This window comes from Micromonospora halophytica (assembly GCF_900090245.1).
GTDB classification, from domain to species: Bacteria; Actinomycetota; Actinomycetes; order Mycobacteriales; family Micromonosporaceae; genus Micromonospora; species Micromonospora halophytica.
Genome location: NZ_FMDN01000009.1, coordinates 105,580 through 121,516 on the forward strand (window position 1 = coordinate 105,580; position 15,937 = coordinate 121,516).

The following is a 15,937-nucleotide window of genomic DNA, read 5'->3' on the forward strand; positions in this document are numbered from 1 at the left end:
GGCCGACGGGGCGGCGCGCAGGGCGCTCAGGTGTCGGGCCGCCCGTAGTCGGCGGGTCTGAGCCGTGCCGTGGCGCGCCGGTACTCCCCCGCCATACCGGGCCAGTTGGTGACGACCCGGCCGCCGGGGGTGCGGTACCAGCTCTGACATGCGGTCCAGACGCTGCCGGCGAGCCGGCGTTGCAGGTCCGCGTCATGGGCGGCCGCCACGTCCGCGCGCACGTCCAACGGTGGCCCGCCGGCGGCGATCATGCGCACCGCCTGGGCGATGTAGCGAGCCTGGGCCTCGTGGAAGTAGACGACCGAGGTGTTGCCGGTGTTGGTGTTCGGGCCGTACATGAGGAAGAGATTCGGGAAGCCGGGCACGGCCATGCCGAGGTAGGCGTGGGCGCCGTCGTGCCACACCTCGTCGAGGCGGCGGCCGGCGCGGCCGGTGACCCGGATCGGGGTGAGGAGGTCGGTGGCGGCGAAGCCGGTGCCGTAGACCAGCACGTCGCACGGGTGCGTGACGCCGTCGGCGGTGCGGAGGCCGTCCGCGGTGACCTCGACGATCTTCTCGGTGACCAGGTCGACGTCGGGTCGGGCCAGGGTGGGCAGCCAGTCGCTGGTGAACAGCACCCGCTTGCAGCCCATCGGTTCGTCCGGGGTGACCCGGGCCCGCAGGTCGGGGTCGCGGACCTGCCAGTGGCGCTGCGCGGTGGACAGCGCGCGCAGCAGGGCGCCGGCGGCCCGGTTGCCGGTGACGGCGAGGCCGGTCACCACGGTCATCGCCCAGACGCCGGCCCGGGGCAGGCGCATCAGCCACGGCCACCGCCGGTACGCGAGGCGGCGCAGCGACCCGTAGCGACGGTCCGGTTTGGGCAGGGTCCACGGGGCGGTGCGCTGGAAGACGGTGACGTGGGCGGCGCGACCGGCGATCGCCGGGACGAGTTGGATCGCACTGGCGCCGGTGCCGACCACCGCGACCCGAACGCCGTCGACACGTACCGTCGGGTCCCAACGGGCGGTGTGCATGGCCGGCCCGCGGAAGCGCGCCGCGCCGGGCAGCGCCGGCACCACCGGACGGGAGAGCTGCCCGACCGCCGGGATCAGCACGTCGGCCACCAACTCCTCGCCGGTGGCGGTGCGCAACCGCCAGCAGGAGCCGGCCTCGTCCCAGGTGGCGTCGGTGACCTCGGTACGCAGCCGGACCCGGCCGGTCAGGCCCAGGTCGTCGGCGCAGCGACGCAGGTAGCCGAGGATCTCCGCATGTGACGGGAAGCGTCGCGACCAGTCCGGGTTGAGCGCGAAGGAGTACGAGTACAGCGGCGCCGGGATGTCGCAGGCGCACCCGGGGTAGCTGTTGTCCCGCCACACCCCGCCGGTCCCGTCGGCCTTCTCCAGCAGCACGATGTCGTCGAAGCCGGCCCGCAGCAGCGCGGCGGCGGCCGCCACCCCGCCGAAGCCGGATCCGATGATCGCCACCCGGGGCGTGCGGTCACTGTCCACGTCGTCCACTCCTCACCCGGCACTGGGCGCCGGGGCGGGTCAGATGGTGAAGGCGCCGTCGCCGTCGAGGCGTACCCGCGCGCCGATCGGGTCGGCCTGCGCCACGGCGGTGACGGTGTCGGGGTCGGTGCTGCCGGCGATGGCGCGGGCGCCGTCGGGCAGCAGGCAGCTCGCGTACGCGGCGGACGGCCCGCCGTCGCGGTCGTAGGTGGCGGTCCAGGACTCCACGGTGGCCTCGCCCCGGTGCCCGTCGGCGAGCCGGCGGCGGGGCGTGGCGTCCACCTCGGCCTGCACGTCGGCGTACCGGAAGGGCGTGCGCGGTGGCGCGGCGGTGAGGACGGTGACGGCGTGTTTGGTGAGGAACCAGCCCACGGCGGTGGCCAGGGCGGCGTCGCCGGGTGCGCCGGCGCGCAGCCGTCCGGCCAGCTCGGCGAGCGCGTGGAAGGTGTAGCTGCTGGCGGGCCCGCCGGCGAAGGTCAGGCCACCGGTGACGGTCGGGGTGCGACGGTCGAGGTCGACGCCGAGTTCGGCGGCGGCGACCTGCACGGCGGACGGGAAGCAGGAGTAGAGGTCCAGGTGGGCGAGGTCGTCGACGCCCCGGCCGACGGTGGCGAGCACGGCCCGGCCGGCGGCCGCGATCGCGGGTGAGCGGTGCAGGTGGGCGCGTTCGCCGACGTGCCAGTGGTCGGTGGCCCCGGCGCCGGCGGCGACGAAGACCCACCGGTCCCGGGGCACGCCGAGGGCGGCGGCGGTGCCGGCGGAGCAGACCAGCACGGCGGCGGCCTGGTCGACGGCGATGTTCGCGGTCAGCAGCTTCGGGTAGGGGTGGGCGACCGGGCGGTTGGCCGGGCCCGGAGTGGTGATCCGGTCGGCGTCGGGTGGGTCGCCGTCGACGCATCCGTACGGGTTGGCCGCGCCGACCTGGGCGAATCGGGCCCACAGGTCGCCGAGCCAGCGGGTGTGCTCGGCGACGGGAACGACGCCGGGGGCGTCGGCGGCGCGCAGGCCGGGCCATCCGCCGGCGGCGCGGATCGCGTTCTCGAACAGGGGGTAGTAGTTGAGCGGCTGGTAGAGCCCGGCGCGTTCCTCGGCCGGGTGCGACGGGGCGCGGTCGGTGCCGAGGACCTGCGGGGCGCCGGGGACGTCGGGGGTGTCCGGGTCGTCGGCGAGTCCGGCGCGCAGCGCCCGGATACCCTCGCCACCGGCGAGCAGCGTCACCTGGTCGTCGCCGGCCCGGATCGCCGCGGCGGTGTGGTGCAGCAGGTCCAGGGGCGCGGTGCCGCCGGGGTGGGTGCTCAGGGTACGGCCGGCGGGGGCGCCGAGCGCGGCGGCGAGGGTGGCGGCCGGGTCGGTGGCGGACCAGCTCAGGCAGTGGGCGACGCCGACGGTGCGCAGCCGGGCGCGGACGGCCTCGGCGGCGCCGGTGTCGTCGAGCGCCCGGTGGGCCGCCGTGCGGATGAGCACGGCGGCCGGGGTGGCGGTGGCGCGGTCGCGGTGGGCGGCCTGGCCGACTCCGATGAGGACCGCGGCGGCCGGGTCGACGCCGGCGGGGCCTGTCATGCGGCCGAACGTAGCAGCTTGTTGACATGCTGCCAATAGCTTCGTAGCGTCCCGGTCATGACGACCGTGACCTCCACCGCGGAGCTGCCCGTCGCGCCCGAACGGGTCTGGCCGGTGCTCGCCGGGCCGGCCGAGCTGGGCCGCTGGCAGACCACCCACCTGGGCTACCAGGGCGCCGAGCCGGCCGCCTTCACCGACGGCACGACCTTCACCCAGAAGGTGCGCGTGATGGGCATGCCCGCCGAGGTGACCTGGACGGTGGCCGAGGTCGCCGAGAACGCCCGGCTCGCCATGACCGGCCGCGGGCCGATGGGGATCACGCTGCGCAGCAGCTACGAGGTCGAGCCGACCGACAGCGGCTCGACGGTGCGGCTCTCCCAGCAGGTGCAGGGCACCGCCGTCGCCGGGCCGCTGGAGCGGGAGCTGCGCAGCACCCAGGAGCAGTCGCTGGCCCGGCTACGCGACGCCGTCGGCTGACCGCCCGCCACCGCGCCGCACGCCCGAAGGCCGGGCGTCCGGTGACCGCCCCGGGCCGGCGACCACGGCCGGGACGACCTGTTCCACGATGGCCAGCAGGGTGGTGGCGAGCAGCAGGTGCACCTGCTCCCGGGTCAGCGCGCCGCGCTGGAGCCATTCCCGGGCGGTCGAGGTGGCCAGCCCGCCGTAGGCGCGGATCATCCCGCGCAGCTCCTCGCGGTGACTGGTGACGTCGGCCAGCCCGACCGCGACGAGCACACTGTCCGCCGCGACCTCCTCGGCCTCGCTGAGCACCCGGGCGACGTCGGCGTCGTGGCCCATCCCGCCGGCGGTGACCGCCGCCAGCCACGAGGTGCTGTGCCGGGAGACCACGTCGAGGAACCAGGCGACGCTGGCGTCGACCCGGGTGCGCAGGTCACCGGCGGGCAGCCGCTGCACGGCCACCTCGGGGACGGTCACCATCACCCGGATGACCTCGAGGTACAGGTTCTTCTTGGTGCCGAAGTAGTGGTTGATCAACCCCCGGGCCACGCCGGCCTCGCGGGCGATGTCCGTGGTCGACACGTCGGCGTACGGGCGCGCGCCGAAGAGCCGGACCGCGCAGGTCAGGATCTGCCCACGGCGGGCGTCGGGCTCCAGCCGCCGGCGTCGGGGTTCGGTGTCAACGCTCACCCGCCGACCCTATCGGCAGCTCAGGGGCGCGGCCTAGGACAGCCGCAGGGCGGCCGGGGCCGACGCCGGCACGGTGGGGCGCCGGGGCGGCACCGGGTCCACCCGTCGGTACCCCTGCCCGAGCGCCGGTCGCGGGTCGGGCTGCCCGGCGTTGGGCCACATCGCCACTGCCCGTTCGGCGAGGGCGGTGATGGTCAGCGACGGGTTGACGCCGAGGTTCGCGGCGACCGCCGAGCCGTCGATCACATGCAGCCCGGGGTGCCCGTACAGCCGGTGGTAGGGGTCGATGACGCCGCGCGACGGGTCCGGCCCGATCGGGCAGCCGCCGATGAAGTGCCCGGTGACCGGGCGGCCGACCAGTTCGGTGAGCGCGCCCAGCGGCACCCCGTCGATCTTGTCGGCGACCCGCCGGGCCACCTCGTGGGCGGCCGGCACCCAGGTCGGGTTCGGCTCGCCGACGCCCTGCCGGCTGGTCAGGCGACGACGGCCGAGCGGCCCCCGCCGGGTGTGGAGGGTGATCGAGTTGTCCAGCGGCTGCATGGCCAGCAGCACGACGGTCTGCTCGGACCAGCGGCCGGGCCAGGCGAGCAGGCGCAGGTCGCGCCATCCGCGGGCCAGCTCGCGCAGGCCGGCGGCCCAGCGTGGCCGCCCGCCGGTGTCGTCGACCAGCACGGTGGCCAGCAGCCCGAGCAGATTGCTGCCGGGTCCGTAGCGGACCGGCTCGACGTGGGTCACCGGGTCGGGGTGGATCGACGAGCCGATCGCGATGCCGTGGCTGAGGTCGGTGTCACGGCGGCGGGTGCGCGCGCCGAGGATCGACTCGGAGTTGGTCCGGCTGAGTTCGCCGAGCCGCCCGGAGATCGCCGGCAGCAGCCCTCGGTCGCGCATCCGGTGCAGCAGCCGCTGGGTGCCCAGCGCGCCGGCCGCGAAGATCACCTGGCCGGCGGTGAACCGGCGCCGACGCAGGGTGCCGCCGGTGCGTCGGGTGTCGACGGCGTACCCGCCGTCGGGCAGCGGGCGCACCGCCGTCACGGTGGTCAGCGGGTGCACCACCGCCCCGGCCGCCTCCGCCAGGTACAGGTAGTTCTTCACCAGGGTGTTCTTGGCGCCCTGCCGGCAGCCGGTCAGGCAGGAGCCGCAGAGCGTGCAGGTCCGCCGGGCGGGCCCGACGCCGCCGAAGAAGGGGTCGGCGACGGCCGCGCCGGGCGCGTCGCCGAAGAGCACCCCGACCGGGGTACGCCGGTACGTGTGCCCGACGCCGAGGTCGTCGGCGACCGCCCGCAGCGCCCGGTCGGCGGCGGTCTCGACCGGGTTCACGCTCACCCCGAGCATCCGCTTCGCCTGGTCGTAGCAGCCGGCTAGTTCCGCCGCCCAGTCGGTGACGCCGGCCCACTGCGGGTCGGCGAAGAACGCCTGCGGCGGCTCGTAGAGGGTGTTGGCGTAGCCGAGGGAACCCCCGCCGACCCCGGCGCCGGACATCACCAGCACGTCGCGCAGCAGGCTCAGCCGCAGGATGCCGTAGCAGCCGAGCGCGGGGGCGTAGAGGTAGCGCCGCAGTCGCCAGGAGGTGGTCGGGAACTCGGTGTCGGCGAACCGGCGACCGGCCTCCAGGACGCCGACCCGGTAGCCCTTCTCGGTCAGCCGTAGCGCGCTGACGCTCCCGCCGAACCCGGAGCCGATGATCAGGACGTCGTAGTCGTACGTCATGGCGTACGGTGGCACCGTTGTTGTCACCCTGTCAACAAGGGTCTTCCCCCGACCGGGTGGCGGTGCCAGGGTGGGTGGGTGCGCTCCCCCGACCCGATCCGGCTGTCCCGTTACCGGCGCGGTGCCGGCCCGCCGCTGGTGCTGATCCACGGCATCGGCAGCCGCTGGCAGGTATGGCAGCCGGTCCTCGACGAGCTGACCCGCCACCGGGACGTCATCGCGCTGGACCTGCCCGGCTTCGGCGCTTCCCCGCCCTGGCCCGACCCCGGCCCCGGCGTGCGGCCCGGCTCGGTGGACCACCTCGCCGACCGGGTGGCCGCCTTCCTCGACTCGCTCGGTGTGTCGGCGTACGCGGTGGCCGGCAACTCCCTCGGCGGCGGCGTCGCGCTGGAGCTGGGCCGCCGGGGCGCGGCGCGGGCGGTCGCCGCGTTCTCGCCGATCGGGTTCTGGGGCCCGCTCGGACGGCACTGGTGCCAGCTCGTGGTCGGCGGCGCCCGCTCCGCCGCGACGACGCTGCGACCGGCGCTGCCCCGGGCGTTCGCCCACCGGGCCGGCCGGGTGGCGCTGTGCGGGGTGTTCTATGGCCACCCGGGACGGTTGACGCCGGCCGAGTGCGCGTCGTCGGCGGCGGCGCTGGCCGGCGCACCCGGTTTCGCGGCGGCCCGGGCGGCGTTCGGCGACTGGCAGCTGCACGCGACGTCGGAGCCGGACGGCGGCCCGCACCTCGACGCACCCGCCGACCCGCTCGCCCCGAACCGCGACGCGGTCGCCGACCCGGATCGAGCCGGGCAGCCGGGCCGGCACCGTGGGCCGGGCGCGCTGGCCGCGATCCCGGTGATGATCGCCTGGGGCACCCGCGACCTGGTGCTGCCGTACCGGAGTCAGGCCCGGCGGGCCCGGGCGGCGCTGCCGGCGGCCCGGCACGTCGCGTTGCCCGGCTGCGGACACCTGCCGTTCGCCGATGCTCCGGAGACCTGCGCGCGGTTGCTGATCGAGACTTGTTGACACGCCGCCAACAAGTGGTGAGGGTGTACCCATGCCGACGCCTGGACTCGACACCTACACCTCGCCGTGGCGGGAGGCCGAGCACGACGACCTCGCCGAACTGGCCCGCGACTTCTTCACCAAGGAGGTGCTGCCACACACCGAGCGGCTGCTGGCGCAGGGCCACCCGGACCGCGACCACTACCGGCGGGCCGGCGAGCTGGGCCTGCTCGGGCTCTCCGTGCCCGAGGAGTACGGCGGCGGGGGCGGCGGGTTCACCCACGAGGCGGTGCTGCTGCACGAGCAGGCCCACTGCGGCGAGAGCACCCTCGGGCTGGCCGTGCACAGTGGCATCGTCACCGGCTACCTGGTCGCCTACGGCAGCGAGGAGCAGAAACGGCGCTGGCTGCCCGGGCTGTGCAGCGGCGAACTGGTCGGCGCGATCGCGATGACCGAGCCCGACGGCGGCTCCGACCTGCAGGCGATGCGGACCCGGGCGGTCCGCGACGGTGACGACTACCTGGTCACCGGGGCGAAGACGTTCATCAGCAACGGCGGCCTCGCCGACCTGATCATCGTGGCCGTCAAGACCGACCCCGAGCAGCGCGCCGCCGGCATCTCCCTGCTGGTCTGCGAGGTCGGCAGCGGCCCGGCCGGCTTCCGCCGGGGGCGGCTGCTGTCGAAGATCGGGCTGCACGGCAACGACACCGCCGAACTGTTCTTCGACGAGCTGCGGGTGCCGGCGGCGAACCTGCTCGGCGGCGCCGAAGGGCTCGGCTTCTTCCAGATGATGCAGGCGCTGCCCCAGGAACGGCTGGTCATCGGCGTCGGCGCGGTCGCCGCGATGCAACGCGCCGTCGAGCTGACCACCGCGTACGTCAAGGAGCGCACCGCCTTCGGCAAACCGCTGATCGGGCACCAGAACACCCGGATGGTGCTGGCGGAGTGCGTCACCCGCACCCGGGTCGCCCGGGTCTTCCTCGACGACTGCATCGCCCGGCACGACCGGGGCGAGCTGGACGTGGCCACCGCGGCGATGGCGAAGTCCTGGCTCACCGAGGGTCAGTGCGAGGTCGTCGACCGGTGCCTGCAGCTGTTCGGCGGCTACGGCTACACCACCGAGTACCCGATCGCCCGGATGTACGCCGACGCGCGGGTGCAGAAGATCTACGGCGGTACCAACGAGATCATGAAGGAGCTGATCGCCCGTGCCCTCTGACGGCGAGGCCTACGTCTACGACGCCGTCCGCACCCCGCGCGGGCGTGGACGCGACACCGGCGCCCTGCACGGCGTCAAGCCGATCACCCTGGTCGTCGGGCTGATCGACGCGCTGCGCGAACGGCATCCCGGGCTGGACCCGCAGCGGCTGGAGGACCTGCTGCTCGGCATCGTCACCCCGATCGGCGAGCAGGGCGGCGACCTGGCCCGCGCGGCGGCCCTGCTGGCCGGGCTGCCCGACCACGTCGGCGGGGTGCAGCTCAATCGGTTCTGCGCCTCGGGTCTGGAGGCGGTCAACCTGGCCGCCGCCCGGATCCGCTCCGGCTGGGAGCACCTGCTGCTCGCCGGTGGCGTCGAGTCGATGTCCCGGGTGCCGATGGGCGCCGACGGGGCCGCCTGGGCGATGGACCCGCAGACCGCGCTGGCCACGTCCTTCGTGCCGCAGGGCATCAGCGCCGACCTGATCGCCACCCTGGAGGGCTTCACCCGCGACGACGTCGACTCGTACGCGCTGCGCTCGCAGGAGCGGGCGGCCAAGGCGTGGGCCGGCGGGCACTTCGCCCGCTCGGTGGTGCCGGTCCGCGACGCCAACGGGCTGGACATCCTCACCGTCGACGAGCACCTGAGGCCGGACACCACCCGGGAGGCGCTGGCGAAGCTGTCGCCGTCGTTCGCCACCATCGGGGAGACGGGCGGCTTCGACGCGGTCGCGTTGCAGCGGTTCCACTGGCTGGAGGCGATCGAGCACGTGCACCACGCGGGCAACTCGTCGGGCATCGTGGACGGCGCTGCCCTGGTGCTGATCGGCTCCGACACGGTCGGGGCGGAGCTGGGGCTGACCCCGCGCGCGCGGATCGTGGCGACCGCGGTCAGCGGCGCCGACCCGACGCTGATGCTGACCGGGCCGATCCCGGCCACCCGCAAGGCCCTCGACGTCGCCGGCCTGGGCGTGGCCGACATCGACCTGTTCGAGATCAACGAGGCGTTCGCCGCGGTGGTGCTGAAGTACGTCCGCGACCTGGGGCTGGATCCGGACACGGTCAACGTCAACGGTGGGGCGATCGCCATGGGGCATCCGCTCGGCGCCACCGGCGCGATGCTGCTCGGCACCGCCCTGGACGAACTCGAACGCCGCGACCTGCGCCGGGCCGTGGTGACCCTGTGCATCGGCGGCGGCATGGGCGTCGCCACCGTCATCGAGCGCTGCTGAACCGGAGGAACCAGCCATGACCGACACCATCCGGTACGACCGCGGCGCCGACGGCATCGTCACCCTCACCCTCGACGACCCGGACCAGTCCGCGAACACCATGAACCGGGCGTACGCCGCCTCCATGACCGCCGTGCTGGACCGACTGGAGGCCGAACGCGACGACCTGACCGGGGTCATCGTCACCAGCGCCAAGCAGACCTTCTTCGCCGGCGGTGACCTGGACGAGATGGGCCGGGCCACCCGGGCCGACGCGCCCGCGCTGGCCGAACTGCTCGGCACGATCAAGCGGGACCTGCGCCGGCTGGAGACCCTGGGCCGTCCCGTCGTCGCGGCGATCAACGGCGCCGCGCTCGGCGGCGGCCTGGAGATCGCGCTGGCCTGCCACCACCGCATCGCGCTGGACGCGCCCGGGTCCCGGCTCGGGCTGCCCGAGGTGACGCTGGGACTGCTGCCCGGCGCGGGCGGCGTGACCCGCACGGTACGGATGCTCGGCCTGGCCGCCGCGCTGACCACGGTGCTGCTCACCGGCCGGCGGATGCGCCCGGCCGACGCGCTCGCCGCCGGGCTCGTCGACGAGGTGGTCGCCACCGACGAGGAGATGCTGACCAGGGCCCGCGAGTGGATCGCGGCGAACCCGCGCCCGGCTCAGCCGTGGGACCGCCCGGACTACCGGATGCCCGGCGGCACGCCGGCCAGCCGAGGGCTGGCCGCGCAGTTGCCGGCGTACCCGGCGAACCTGCGCAAGCAGCTCAAGGGGGCCCGGCTGCCGGCGCCCGAGGCGATCCTGGCCACCGCCGTCGAGGGGGCGCAGGTCGACCTGGAGACCGCGCTGACCGTGGAGACCCGGCACCTGATCACCCTGCTCACCGGGCAGATCGCCAAGAACATGATCGGGGCGTTCCACGTCGACCTGCGGGCGGTCAACGGCGGCGCGGCCCGGCCGTCCGGGGTGGACGCCGCGCCGGTACGCAAGGTGGCGGTGCTCGGGGCCGGCATGATGGGCGCCGGCATCGCGTACGTCTGCGCGAAGGCCGGGCTCGAGGTGGTGGTCCGCGACGTCTCCGAGGAGGCCGCCGGCAGGGCCCGCGACCACGCCGGGAAACTGCTCGCGAAGGCGGTGCGCCGGGGCCGGATCGGCGAGGCCGACGCGCAGGCCGTGCTGGACCGGATCACCACCACCGCCGGACTCGACGCCCTCGCCGGCTGCGACGCGGTGATCGAGGCGGTCTTCGAGGACCCGGCGCTCAAGCAGGCCGTCTTCGCCGAGGTGACCCCGGTGGTCACGGCCGACGCGCTGCTCGCCTCCAACACCTCCACCCTGCCGATCACCGGCCTCGCCGCCCAGGTGGCGCGGCCGGCGGACTTCATCGGCATGCACTTCTTCTCCCCGGTGGACAAGATGCCGCTGCTGGAGATCGTGGTCGGCGAGCAGACCGGCGACGTCGCGCTGGCGCGGGCGTTCGACCTGGGCCGGCGGATCGGCAAGACTCCGATCGTGGTCAACGACGGGCGGGGTTTCTTCACCAGCCGGGTGATCGGCAGGTTCATCGACGAGGCGGTCGGCATGCTGGCCGAGGGGGTGCCGGCGGCGTCGGTCGAGCAGGCCGCGTTGCAGGCCGGGTACCCGACCGGGCCGCTCGCCCTGGCCGACGAGGTCAGCCTGACCCTCATCCAGCGCATCCGGCGGCAGTTCGAGGCCGCCGGGGAGGGGTTCGTGGCCCTGCCGTCGCACCGGCTCGTCGACACCATGCTCGACACCCACGAACGGCCCGGCCGGACCGGCGGGCGGGGCTTCTACGACTACGCCGACGGCTCCCGGGGCCGGCTGTGGAGCGGCCTCGCCGACCTGGCCACCGACGCCGGGCGGGCGGTGCCGCTGCCCGACCTCAAGGAGCGGATGCTGTTCGCCGAGGCGCTCGACGCGCTGCGCTGCCTCGACGAGGGGGTGCTGCGTACCGAGACCGACGCCAACATCGGCTCGATCCTCGGCATCGGCTTCCCGGCGTGGACCGGCGGGGTGATCCGCTACGTGCGCCAGTACGCCGGCGGGCCGGCCGGATTCGCCGCCCGGGCGGCCGAACTCGCCGCCCGCTACGGTGACCGGTTCACACCTCCCGCCGACCTCGCCGAGCGGCTGGCGGCCGGCTCCCCCGACCCGGCGCGCGACGGCCGGCCGGTGGGCGCCGCGTGAGCCCGGCCGGGCCGCCCGGCGGCGGTTTCAGCGCAGCGGGCGGCGGGACCGGCCCGCTCGCCGGGGTACGGGTCATCGAGCTGGCCAGCCTCGCGCCGGCGCCGTTCGGGTGCATGGTGCTGGCCGACCTCGGCGCCGACGTGGTCCGGGTCGACCGGCCGGGTGGCCCCGGCGCGGGGCGACTGGCCGCTCCGCCGGGCGGGCCGTTGCAGCGCGGACGCCGGGTCGTCGCGCTGGATCTGAAGTCCCCCGCCGGGGTGGCGGACCTGCTGCGCCTGGTGGAACGCGCCGACGTGCTGGTCGAGGCGTACCGGCCGGGGGTGGCCGAGCGGCTCGGCATCGGGCCGCAGACCTGCCGGGAGCGCAACCCCCGGCTGGTGTACGCCCGAATGACCGGCTGGGGCCAGGACGGCCCGCTGGCCGAGCGGGCCGGGCACGACATCGACTACATCGCGGTGGCCGGCGCGCTGGAGCCGCTGGGCCGGGCCGGGGAACGCCCGCACGCGCCGCTGAACCTGATCGGCGACTTCGCCGGCGGCGGAATGCTGCTCGCCGTCGGGGTGCTGGCCGCGCTGCTGGAGCGGGAACGCTCCGGCGTCGGCCAGGTCGTCGACGCGGCGATGGTGGACGGGTCGGCGCTGCTCACCTCGTTCCTGCACGGCATGCTCGGCGCCGGGCTGTGGCCCGCGCCGCGCGGCGGCAACCTGCTCGACGGCGGTGCGCCGTTCTACGACACGTACCGCACCGCCGACGACGGGTTCATGGCGGTGGGCGCGCTGGAGCCGGTGTTCTACGCCGCGCTGCTGGCCGGGCTGGGCCTGGCCGACGAGGACCTGCCCGCCCAGTACGACCCGGGCGGCTGGCCGCGGCTGCGCCGCCGGTTCACCGAGCGGTTCGCCCAGCGCACCCGGGACGAGTGGACCGAGGTCTTCGCCGGCCTCGACGCGTGCGTCGCGCCGGTGCTCGCGCCCACCGAGGCGCACCGGCACCCGCACAACGCCGCCCGGGACACCTTCGTCACCGTCGGCGGGGAGGTGCAGCCCGCACCGGCGCCCCGGTTCGGTCGTACCCCGACCTCGGTTCCGCGACCGGCCCCGGACCCGGATCGGGACCCGCTGGACGTGGCGACGGTCGTCGAGGGCTGGCCGGCCAGGTCGTGACTGCCCCCGGCGTCATCCCGGCGGCGTCGATCGCCACGCAGGGGTGACGTCTGCCGGTCATCGACCCCGATCACCCGGACGAACCGCCCGGAACACCCACGGGTCGCGGGTGCGTGGGCAGGACGGCCCGGCGGCGGCTACGCCGAGCGCCGCAGTTCGCGCCAGCCCGGGGCCCCGGCACGCCAGGCGTCGGCGAGGATGCTGGCCGAGCTGCGGGTGGCGCACTCCAGCACCTCGGAACGGCCCTGCGCTCCCCCGATCTGCGCCTGAACCTCCCAGCGACGCCCATCCGTACGGATGTAGACATCGCGGCGCCCACGGGGCGTGGGGTCCCCGTTCCACCAGTGCTCCTCGACCATCACCTGGCGACCGTACCAGTGTGGGGCACGGATGCGGCATGGCGGACGGGCGCGGAAATCACCGGGTGGCCGGCGAGTGCCGGCCGGAAGGACCACGACGGCGGCCGCACGACCGGTCGGGACGCCTGGGCAGCGCGTCCGGCGGCTGCACCACGTGCTCACCACCGTCCGACGGCGGGCGGGGTCGCCGAGCCCGACCGGCCACGCTCAGGCTGGTCGGCGCAGGGCGACCGGTGGGCCGAACCGGACCGGGACGCCCGGGGAGTGGAGCACGCTGGCAGGTGGTCCGGCCGGCGCCGGCAACCCGGCCGCGCTGATCAGCTCGTCGTCCAGGTGCAGCAGTTCCGCCCGGTGCAAGGGCCAACGCGGGTGCCAGCTCGGCAGGTGCAGCGTGCGTCCGTGGGCCCGGGTGTGCAGGCCCCAGCGGGCGGTGACGAAGTGTTCCAGCGGGGCCGGCTCGGCGATCGGCGCATGGGGCGGCGGTGTCGCGGTGCTGCGGCAGGCGGGGGTGACCGGCAGCCCCGGGGTCGTCGCGGCCGACTCCGCCGTCGACGCCTTCAGCGCGGTGCAGCGGTTGCTGGCCGGACACCGGGTGTGGAAGCGGTTCCCCAACACCGTCGCCTGACGCGCCCCGGTCAGCGCGGCGCGCAGTTGTTGCTGGTGAGCTTCACCGTGTACTCGCGGTCGTCGTGGGTGATGCCCGACGGCGCGCCGTCGAAGTGGGTCTCCACCTTCTGCCAGCCCCGGCGCTGCTCGTAGTGCAGGTGCGGTGCGCCGGAGTTGCCGGTGCTGCCGACCCGCCCGATCTGCTCGCCCTGAGCCACCCGCTGGCCGGCCCGGACCAGCGGTGTTTCGAGCAGGTGCAGGTACTGCGTCTCCCACCTGCCGCCGTGGTCGATCTTCACCCAGTACCCGCCGCCACGGCCACGCGGACCGTTCGGGTCGTCCGGGGTGCGGGCCCCGAGCGACCCGTTGATGCCGGCCACGGTGACCTCGCCGGCGTACGACGCGAGCACCGGTCGCCCCCACGCCTCGCCCTCGGTGGGGAACAGGTCGACGTCGTAGTCGTCGTGGCCGGGGTAGGTGCCCAGCCGCCAGGTCTCGCCGCAGGCGACGGGGAGTTGGAACGGCGGGCGTGGGCCCGGCGGGAGCAGCAGCGGAACGACGATCACGGCAACGGCGACGAGGGCCGCGAGCACCCCCGCGGCCAGGGCCACCCGGGCGATACGGCGGCGCGTGCGGCGCGTGCTCGGCTCGCCGGTCGTCACCGCCCGATCATGACAGACCCCGGCAAGCGGGCGGACGGACGCCTGTGCCGCATCGGGCCGGCGGGGCCGCCGATGACGCCACCGCCGCCAGGTCGGCCAGCGAGGTCCGACGGCAGTCTCGAATACCTGACTAAAGTCAGGGACATGAACTCGGAACTCACTGCCGCGGTACGGCGGTTCAACCGGACGGTCACCCAGCGGGTGGGGGCGCTCGACGACGAGTACATGGCCCGTGGCCGTCCGCTGGCCCAGGCGCGGCTGCTGTGGGAGATCGGCCCCTACGGCGCCGAGGTCGGGGCGCTGCGAGCCCGGCTGGGTCTGGACTCGGGGCATCTCAGTCGGCTGCTGCGCGCCCTCGAGGGCGACGGCCTGGTCACGGTCAGGCCGACCGGTCCGGCCGGAGGTGACGGGCGGGTGCGGGAGGCGGTACTCACCGACGCCGGGCGGGCCGAGTGGGCCGAACTCGACGAGCGCTCCGACGAGTTCGCCCGGTCGATCCTCGAACCGCTCACCGCACGGCGCCGCGAACGGCTCGTCGCGGCGATGGCCGAGGTCGAGCGACTGCTCATGGCGTCGATGGTGGAGATCGAGAAGTGCCCGCCGGGCGACCGGAGGGCACGGGCATGCGTACGGGCCTACGCCCGGGACGTCGCGCGGCGGTTCGACGACGGGTTCGACCCGGCTCTGAGCAGCCCGGTCCACGACGAGGACCTCGTTCCGCCCGCCGGCGTGTTCCTGCTCGCCACCCTCCGCTCCGAGCCCGTCGGCTGCGGCGCGGTCAAGCTCCACCGCGATGCGCCTGCCGAGATCAAGCGCGTCTGGGTGGCGGACACGGTGCGCGGGCTCGGAGTCGGCCGGCGGATACTGAGCGAACTCGAACGGCATGCCGCCGAGCGCGGCTGGAGAACGGTCCGGCTGGACACCAACCGCCGACTGACCGAGGCGATCGCGATGTACCGCTCGGCCGGCTACCGTGAGATCGAGCCGTACAACACCGAGCGCTACGCGCACCACTGGTTCGAGAAGCACCTCGCACCGTGACGGCACCGGCGTCGGTCCAGGTGCCGGGCGGGCGGTCATCGGCGGGGCAGGTCGGCCAGCCAGCGTTCCAGCTCCGCCGGACGGCGGAACAGCAGCACCGGCGGCCCGGCCGGGTCGGCCTGCCAGGCCCGCATCCGTCGCCGGGCCCGGCCGAACGCGGTGACGTGCCACACCAGGACCGAATCGCGGGAGAGCACGCTGCCCAGCGACTCGCGGTTGCCGTTGCAGATCTCCTCCCCCGTCACCAGCCGGCGCACGGTCCGGCGCAGCAGCCGCCAGAAGGAGCGCCAGCGCGGGTAATCCAGGCCGACGACCAGGTCGGCGCGGGCCAGCGGCACGTCCCGCCAGCCGTGGTACGCCCCGTCGAGGATCCACCGCTCACCTCGGCAGATCGCCTCGATCCGGCTGCGCTGCCGCGCGAGCGGCACCTCGACCCAGCCGGGCTGCCAGAGCAGGTCGTCGACCGGGTGCCAGGGCAGTCCGAGTCGCTCGGCCAGCCGCGCCGCGAGGGTGGACTTGCCCGCGCCGTACACCGCGTAGACCAGGATGCGGGACGGCGCGCTCATCGCGGCAGCGTACGCCGCCGGCGAGGACGCCGC

At 75.1% G+C, this 15,937-nt stretch carries 15 protein-coding genes and 1 pseudogene; 8 read left to right on the forward strand and 8 right to left on the reverse strand.

What is annotated here, in order from left to right; genetic code table 11:
- Window positions 1-26 precede the first annotated feature (26 nt).
- Together GA0070560_RS14790 and GA0070560_RS14795 are read right to left on the reverse strand one after the other, a co-directional pair.
- On the reverse strand, window positions 27-1,487 hold the full coding sequence (locus GA0070560_RS14790; protein WP_211565850.1) for a flavin-containing monooxygenase: 1,461 nt from the start codon (window positions 1,485-1,487) through the stop codon (window positions 27-29).
- Window positions 1,488-1,526: 39 nt separating this feature from the next.
- On the reverse strand, window positions 1,527-3,047 hold the full coding sequence (locus GA0070560_RS14795) for a hypothetical protein (protein ID WP_091296775.1): 1,521 nt from the start codon (window positions 3,045-3,047) through the stop codon (window positions 1,527-1,529).
- Between the two features lie 57 nt (window positions 3,048-3,104).
- On the opposite strand from GA0070560_RS14795, the gene GA0070560_RS14800 reads away from it, so the two are divergent.
- Window positions 3,105-3,524 (forward strand): type II toxin-antitoxin system Rv0910 family toxin, encoded by a 420-nt coding sequence (locus tag GA0070560_RS14800; RefSeq protein ID WP_091296779.1) that lies wholly within the window; start codon window positions 3,105-3,107, stop codon window positions 3,522-3,524.
- On the opposite strand, the gene GA0070560_RS14805 is transcribed toward GA0070560_RS14800, so the two are convergent.
- Window positions 3,504-4,196 carry a TetR/AcrR family transcriptional regulator gene (locus GA0070560_RS14805; RefSeq protein ID WP_091296782.1) on the reverse strand — a complete coding sequence of 231 codons (693 nt, stop codon included), beginning with the start codon at window positions 4,194-4,196 and terminating at the stop codon, window positions 3,504-3,506. The genes GA0070560_RS14800 and GA0070560_RS14805 overlap by 21 nt on opposite strands.
- Before the next feature lie 33 nt (window positions 4,197-4,229).
- On the reverse strand, window positions 4,230-5,903 hold the full coding sequence (locus tag GA0070560_RS14810; protein ID WP_091296785.1) for a GMC family oxidoreductase: 1,674 nt from the start codon (window positions 5,901-5,903) through the stop codon (window positions 4,230-4,232).
- A gap of 78 nt (window positions 5,904-5,981) precedes the next feature.
- Here GA0070560_RS14810 and GA0070560_RS14815 point away from each other — a divergent pair, with 78 nt between their 5' ends.
- From GA0070560_RS14815 to GA0070560_RS14835, 5 genes are read left to right on the forward strand one after another with little or no spacing between them, the layout of a single operon-like run.
- Window positions 5,982-6,908 (forward strand): alpha/beta fold hydrolase, encoded by a 927-nt coding sequence (locus tag GA0070560_RS14815; RefSeq protein WP_245675525.1) that lies wholly within the window; start codon window positions 5,982-5,984, stop codon window positions 6,906-6,908.
- A gap of 31 nt (window positions 6,909-6,939) precedes the next feature.
- A complete protein-coding gene (locus GA0070560_RS14820; RefSeq protein WP_091296788.1) occupies window positions 6,940-8,106 on the forward strand; it encodes an acyl-CoA dehydrogenase family protein in 1,167 nt (388 codons plus the stop codon).
- On the forward strand, window positions 8,096-9,316 hold the full coding sequence (locus tag GA0070560_RS14825) for an acetyl-CoA C-acetyltransferase (RefSeq protein WP_091296791.1): 1,221 nt from the start codon (window positions 8,096-8,098) through the stop codon (window positions 9,314-9,316). The genes GA0070560_RS14820 and GA0070560_RS14825 overlap by 11 nt, the downstream gene beginning before the upstream one ends.
- Before the next feature lie 16 nt (window positions 9,317-9,332).
- Window positions 9,333-11,510, forward strand: a complete 2,178-nt coding sequence (locus GA0070560_RS14830) for a 3-hydroxyacyl-CoA dehydrogenase NAD-binding domain-containing protein (RefSeq protein WP_091296794.1) — start codon at window positions 9,333-9,335, stop codon at window positions 11,508-11,510.
- Complete coding sequence (locus GA0070560_RS14835; protein ID WP_091296797.1) at window positions 11,507-12,670, forward strand: CaiB/BaiF CoA transferase family protein; 1,164 nt, start codon at window positions 11,507-11,509, stop codon at window positions 12,668-12,670. Before GA0070560_RS14830 ends, GA0070560_RS14835 begins: the two co-directional genes overlap by 4 nt.
- 137 nt (window positions 12,671-12,807) lie before the next feature.
- Here the strand turns inward: GA0070560_RS14835 and GA0070560_RS14840 are convergent, their stop codons facing one another.
- Together GA0070560_RS14840 and GA0070560_RS29455 are read right to left on the reverse strand one after the other, a co-directional pair.
- Window positions 12,808-13,029, reverse strand: a complete 222-nt coding sequence (locus tag GA0070560_RS14840; RefSeq protein WP_231933794.1) for a hypothetical protein — start codon at window positions 13,027-13,029, stop codon at window positions 12,808-12,810.
- Between the two features lie 207 nt (window positions 13,030-13,236).
- A pseudogene (locus GA0070560_RS29455) lies at window positions 13,237-13,500 on the reverse strand (DUF2071 domain-containing protein); the annotation flags it as partial.
- A 37-nt stretch (window positions 13,501-13,537) separates the two neighbouring features.
- On the opposite strand from GA0070560_RS29455, the gene GA0070560_RS29460 reads away from it, so the two are divergent.
- A complete protein-coding gene (locus GA0070560_RS29460) occupies window positions 13,538-13,654 on the forward strand; it encodes a hypothetical protein (RefSeq protein ID WP_245675526.1) in 117 nt (38 codons plus the stop codon).
- A 10-nt stretch (window positions 13,655-13,664) separates the two neighbouring features.
- Here GA0070560_RS29460 and GA0070560_RS14850 read toward each other — a convergent pair whose 3' ends face one another.
- The gene (locus tag GA0070560_RS14850; protein ID WP_091296799.1) at window positions 13,665-14,297 is read right to left on the reverse strand and encodes a M23 family metallopeptidase; all 633 of its coding nucleotides are present in this window, start codon (window positions 14,295-14,297) and stop codon (window positions 13,665-13,667) included.
- 144 nt (window positions 14,298-14,441) lie between these two features.
- On the opposite strand from GA0070560_RS14850, the gene GA0070560_RS14855 reads away from it, so the two are divergent.
- Window positions 14,442-15,338 carry a bifunctional helix-turn-helix transcriptional regulator/GNAT family N-acetyltransferase gene (locus GA0070560_RS14855; RefSeq protein WP_091296802.1) on the forward strand — a complete coding sequence of 299 codons (897 nt, stop codon included), beginning with the start codon at window positions 14,442-14,444 and terminating at the stop codon, window positions 15,336-15,338.
- Between the two features lie 35 nt (window positions 15,339-15,373).
- On the opposite strand, the gene GA0070560_RS14860 is transcribed toward GA0070560_RS14855, so the two are convergent.
- Window positions 15,374-15,904, reverse strand: coding sequence for a P-loop NTPase family protein (locus GA0070560_RS14860; protein WP_091296805.1), 531 nt, complete (start codon window positions 15,902-15,904; stop codon window positions 15,374-15,376).
- Window positions 15,905-15,937 lie beyond the last annotated feature (33 nt).

Coding starts and splice junctions, on each gene's coding strand:
- GA0070560_RS14795 (WP_091296775.1), bottom strand. CDS start 3,047: ATGACAGGCCCCGCCGGCGTCGACCCGGCCGCCGCGGTCCTCATCGGA.
- GA0070560_RS14800 (WP_091296779.1), top strand. CDS start 3,105: ATGACGACCGTGACCTCCACCGCGGAGCTGCCCGTCGCGCCCGAACGG.
- GA0070560_RS14810 (WP_091296785.1), bottom strand. CDS start 5,903: ATGACGTACGACTACGACGTCCTGATCATCGGCTCCGGGTTCGGCGGG.
- GA0070560_RS14820 (WP_091296788.1), top strand. CDS start 6,940: ATGCCGACGCCTGGACTCGACACCTACACCTCGCCGTGGCGGGAGGCC.
- GA0070560_RS14830 (WP_091296794.1), top strand. CDS start 9,333: ATGACCGACACCATCCGGTACGACCGCGGCGCCGACGGCATCGTCACC.
- GA0070560_RS14840 (WP_231933794.1), bottom strand. CDS start 13,029: ATGGTCGAGGAGCACTGGTGGAACGGGGACCCCACGCCCCGTGGGCGC.
- GA0070560_RS14855 (WP_091296802.1), top strand. CDS start 14,442: ATGAACTCGGAACTCACTGCCGCGGTACGGCGGTTCAACCGGACGGTC.
- GA0070560_RS14860 (WP_091296805.1), bottom strand. CDS start 15,904: ATGAGCGCGCCGTCCCGCATCCTGGTCTACGCGGTGTACGGCGCGGGC.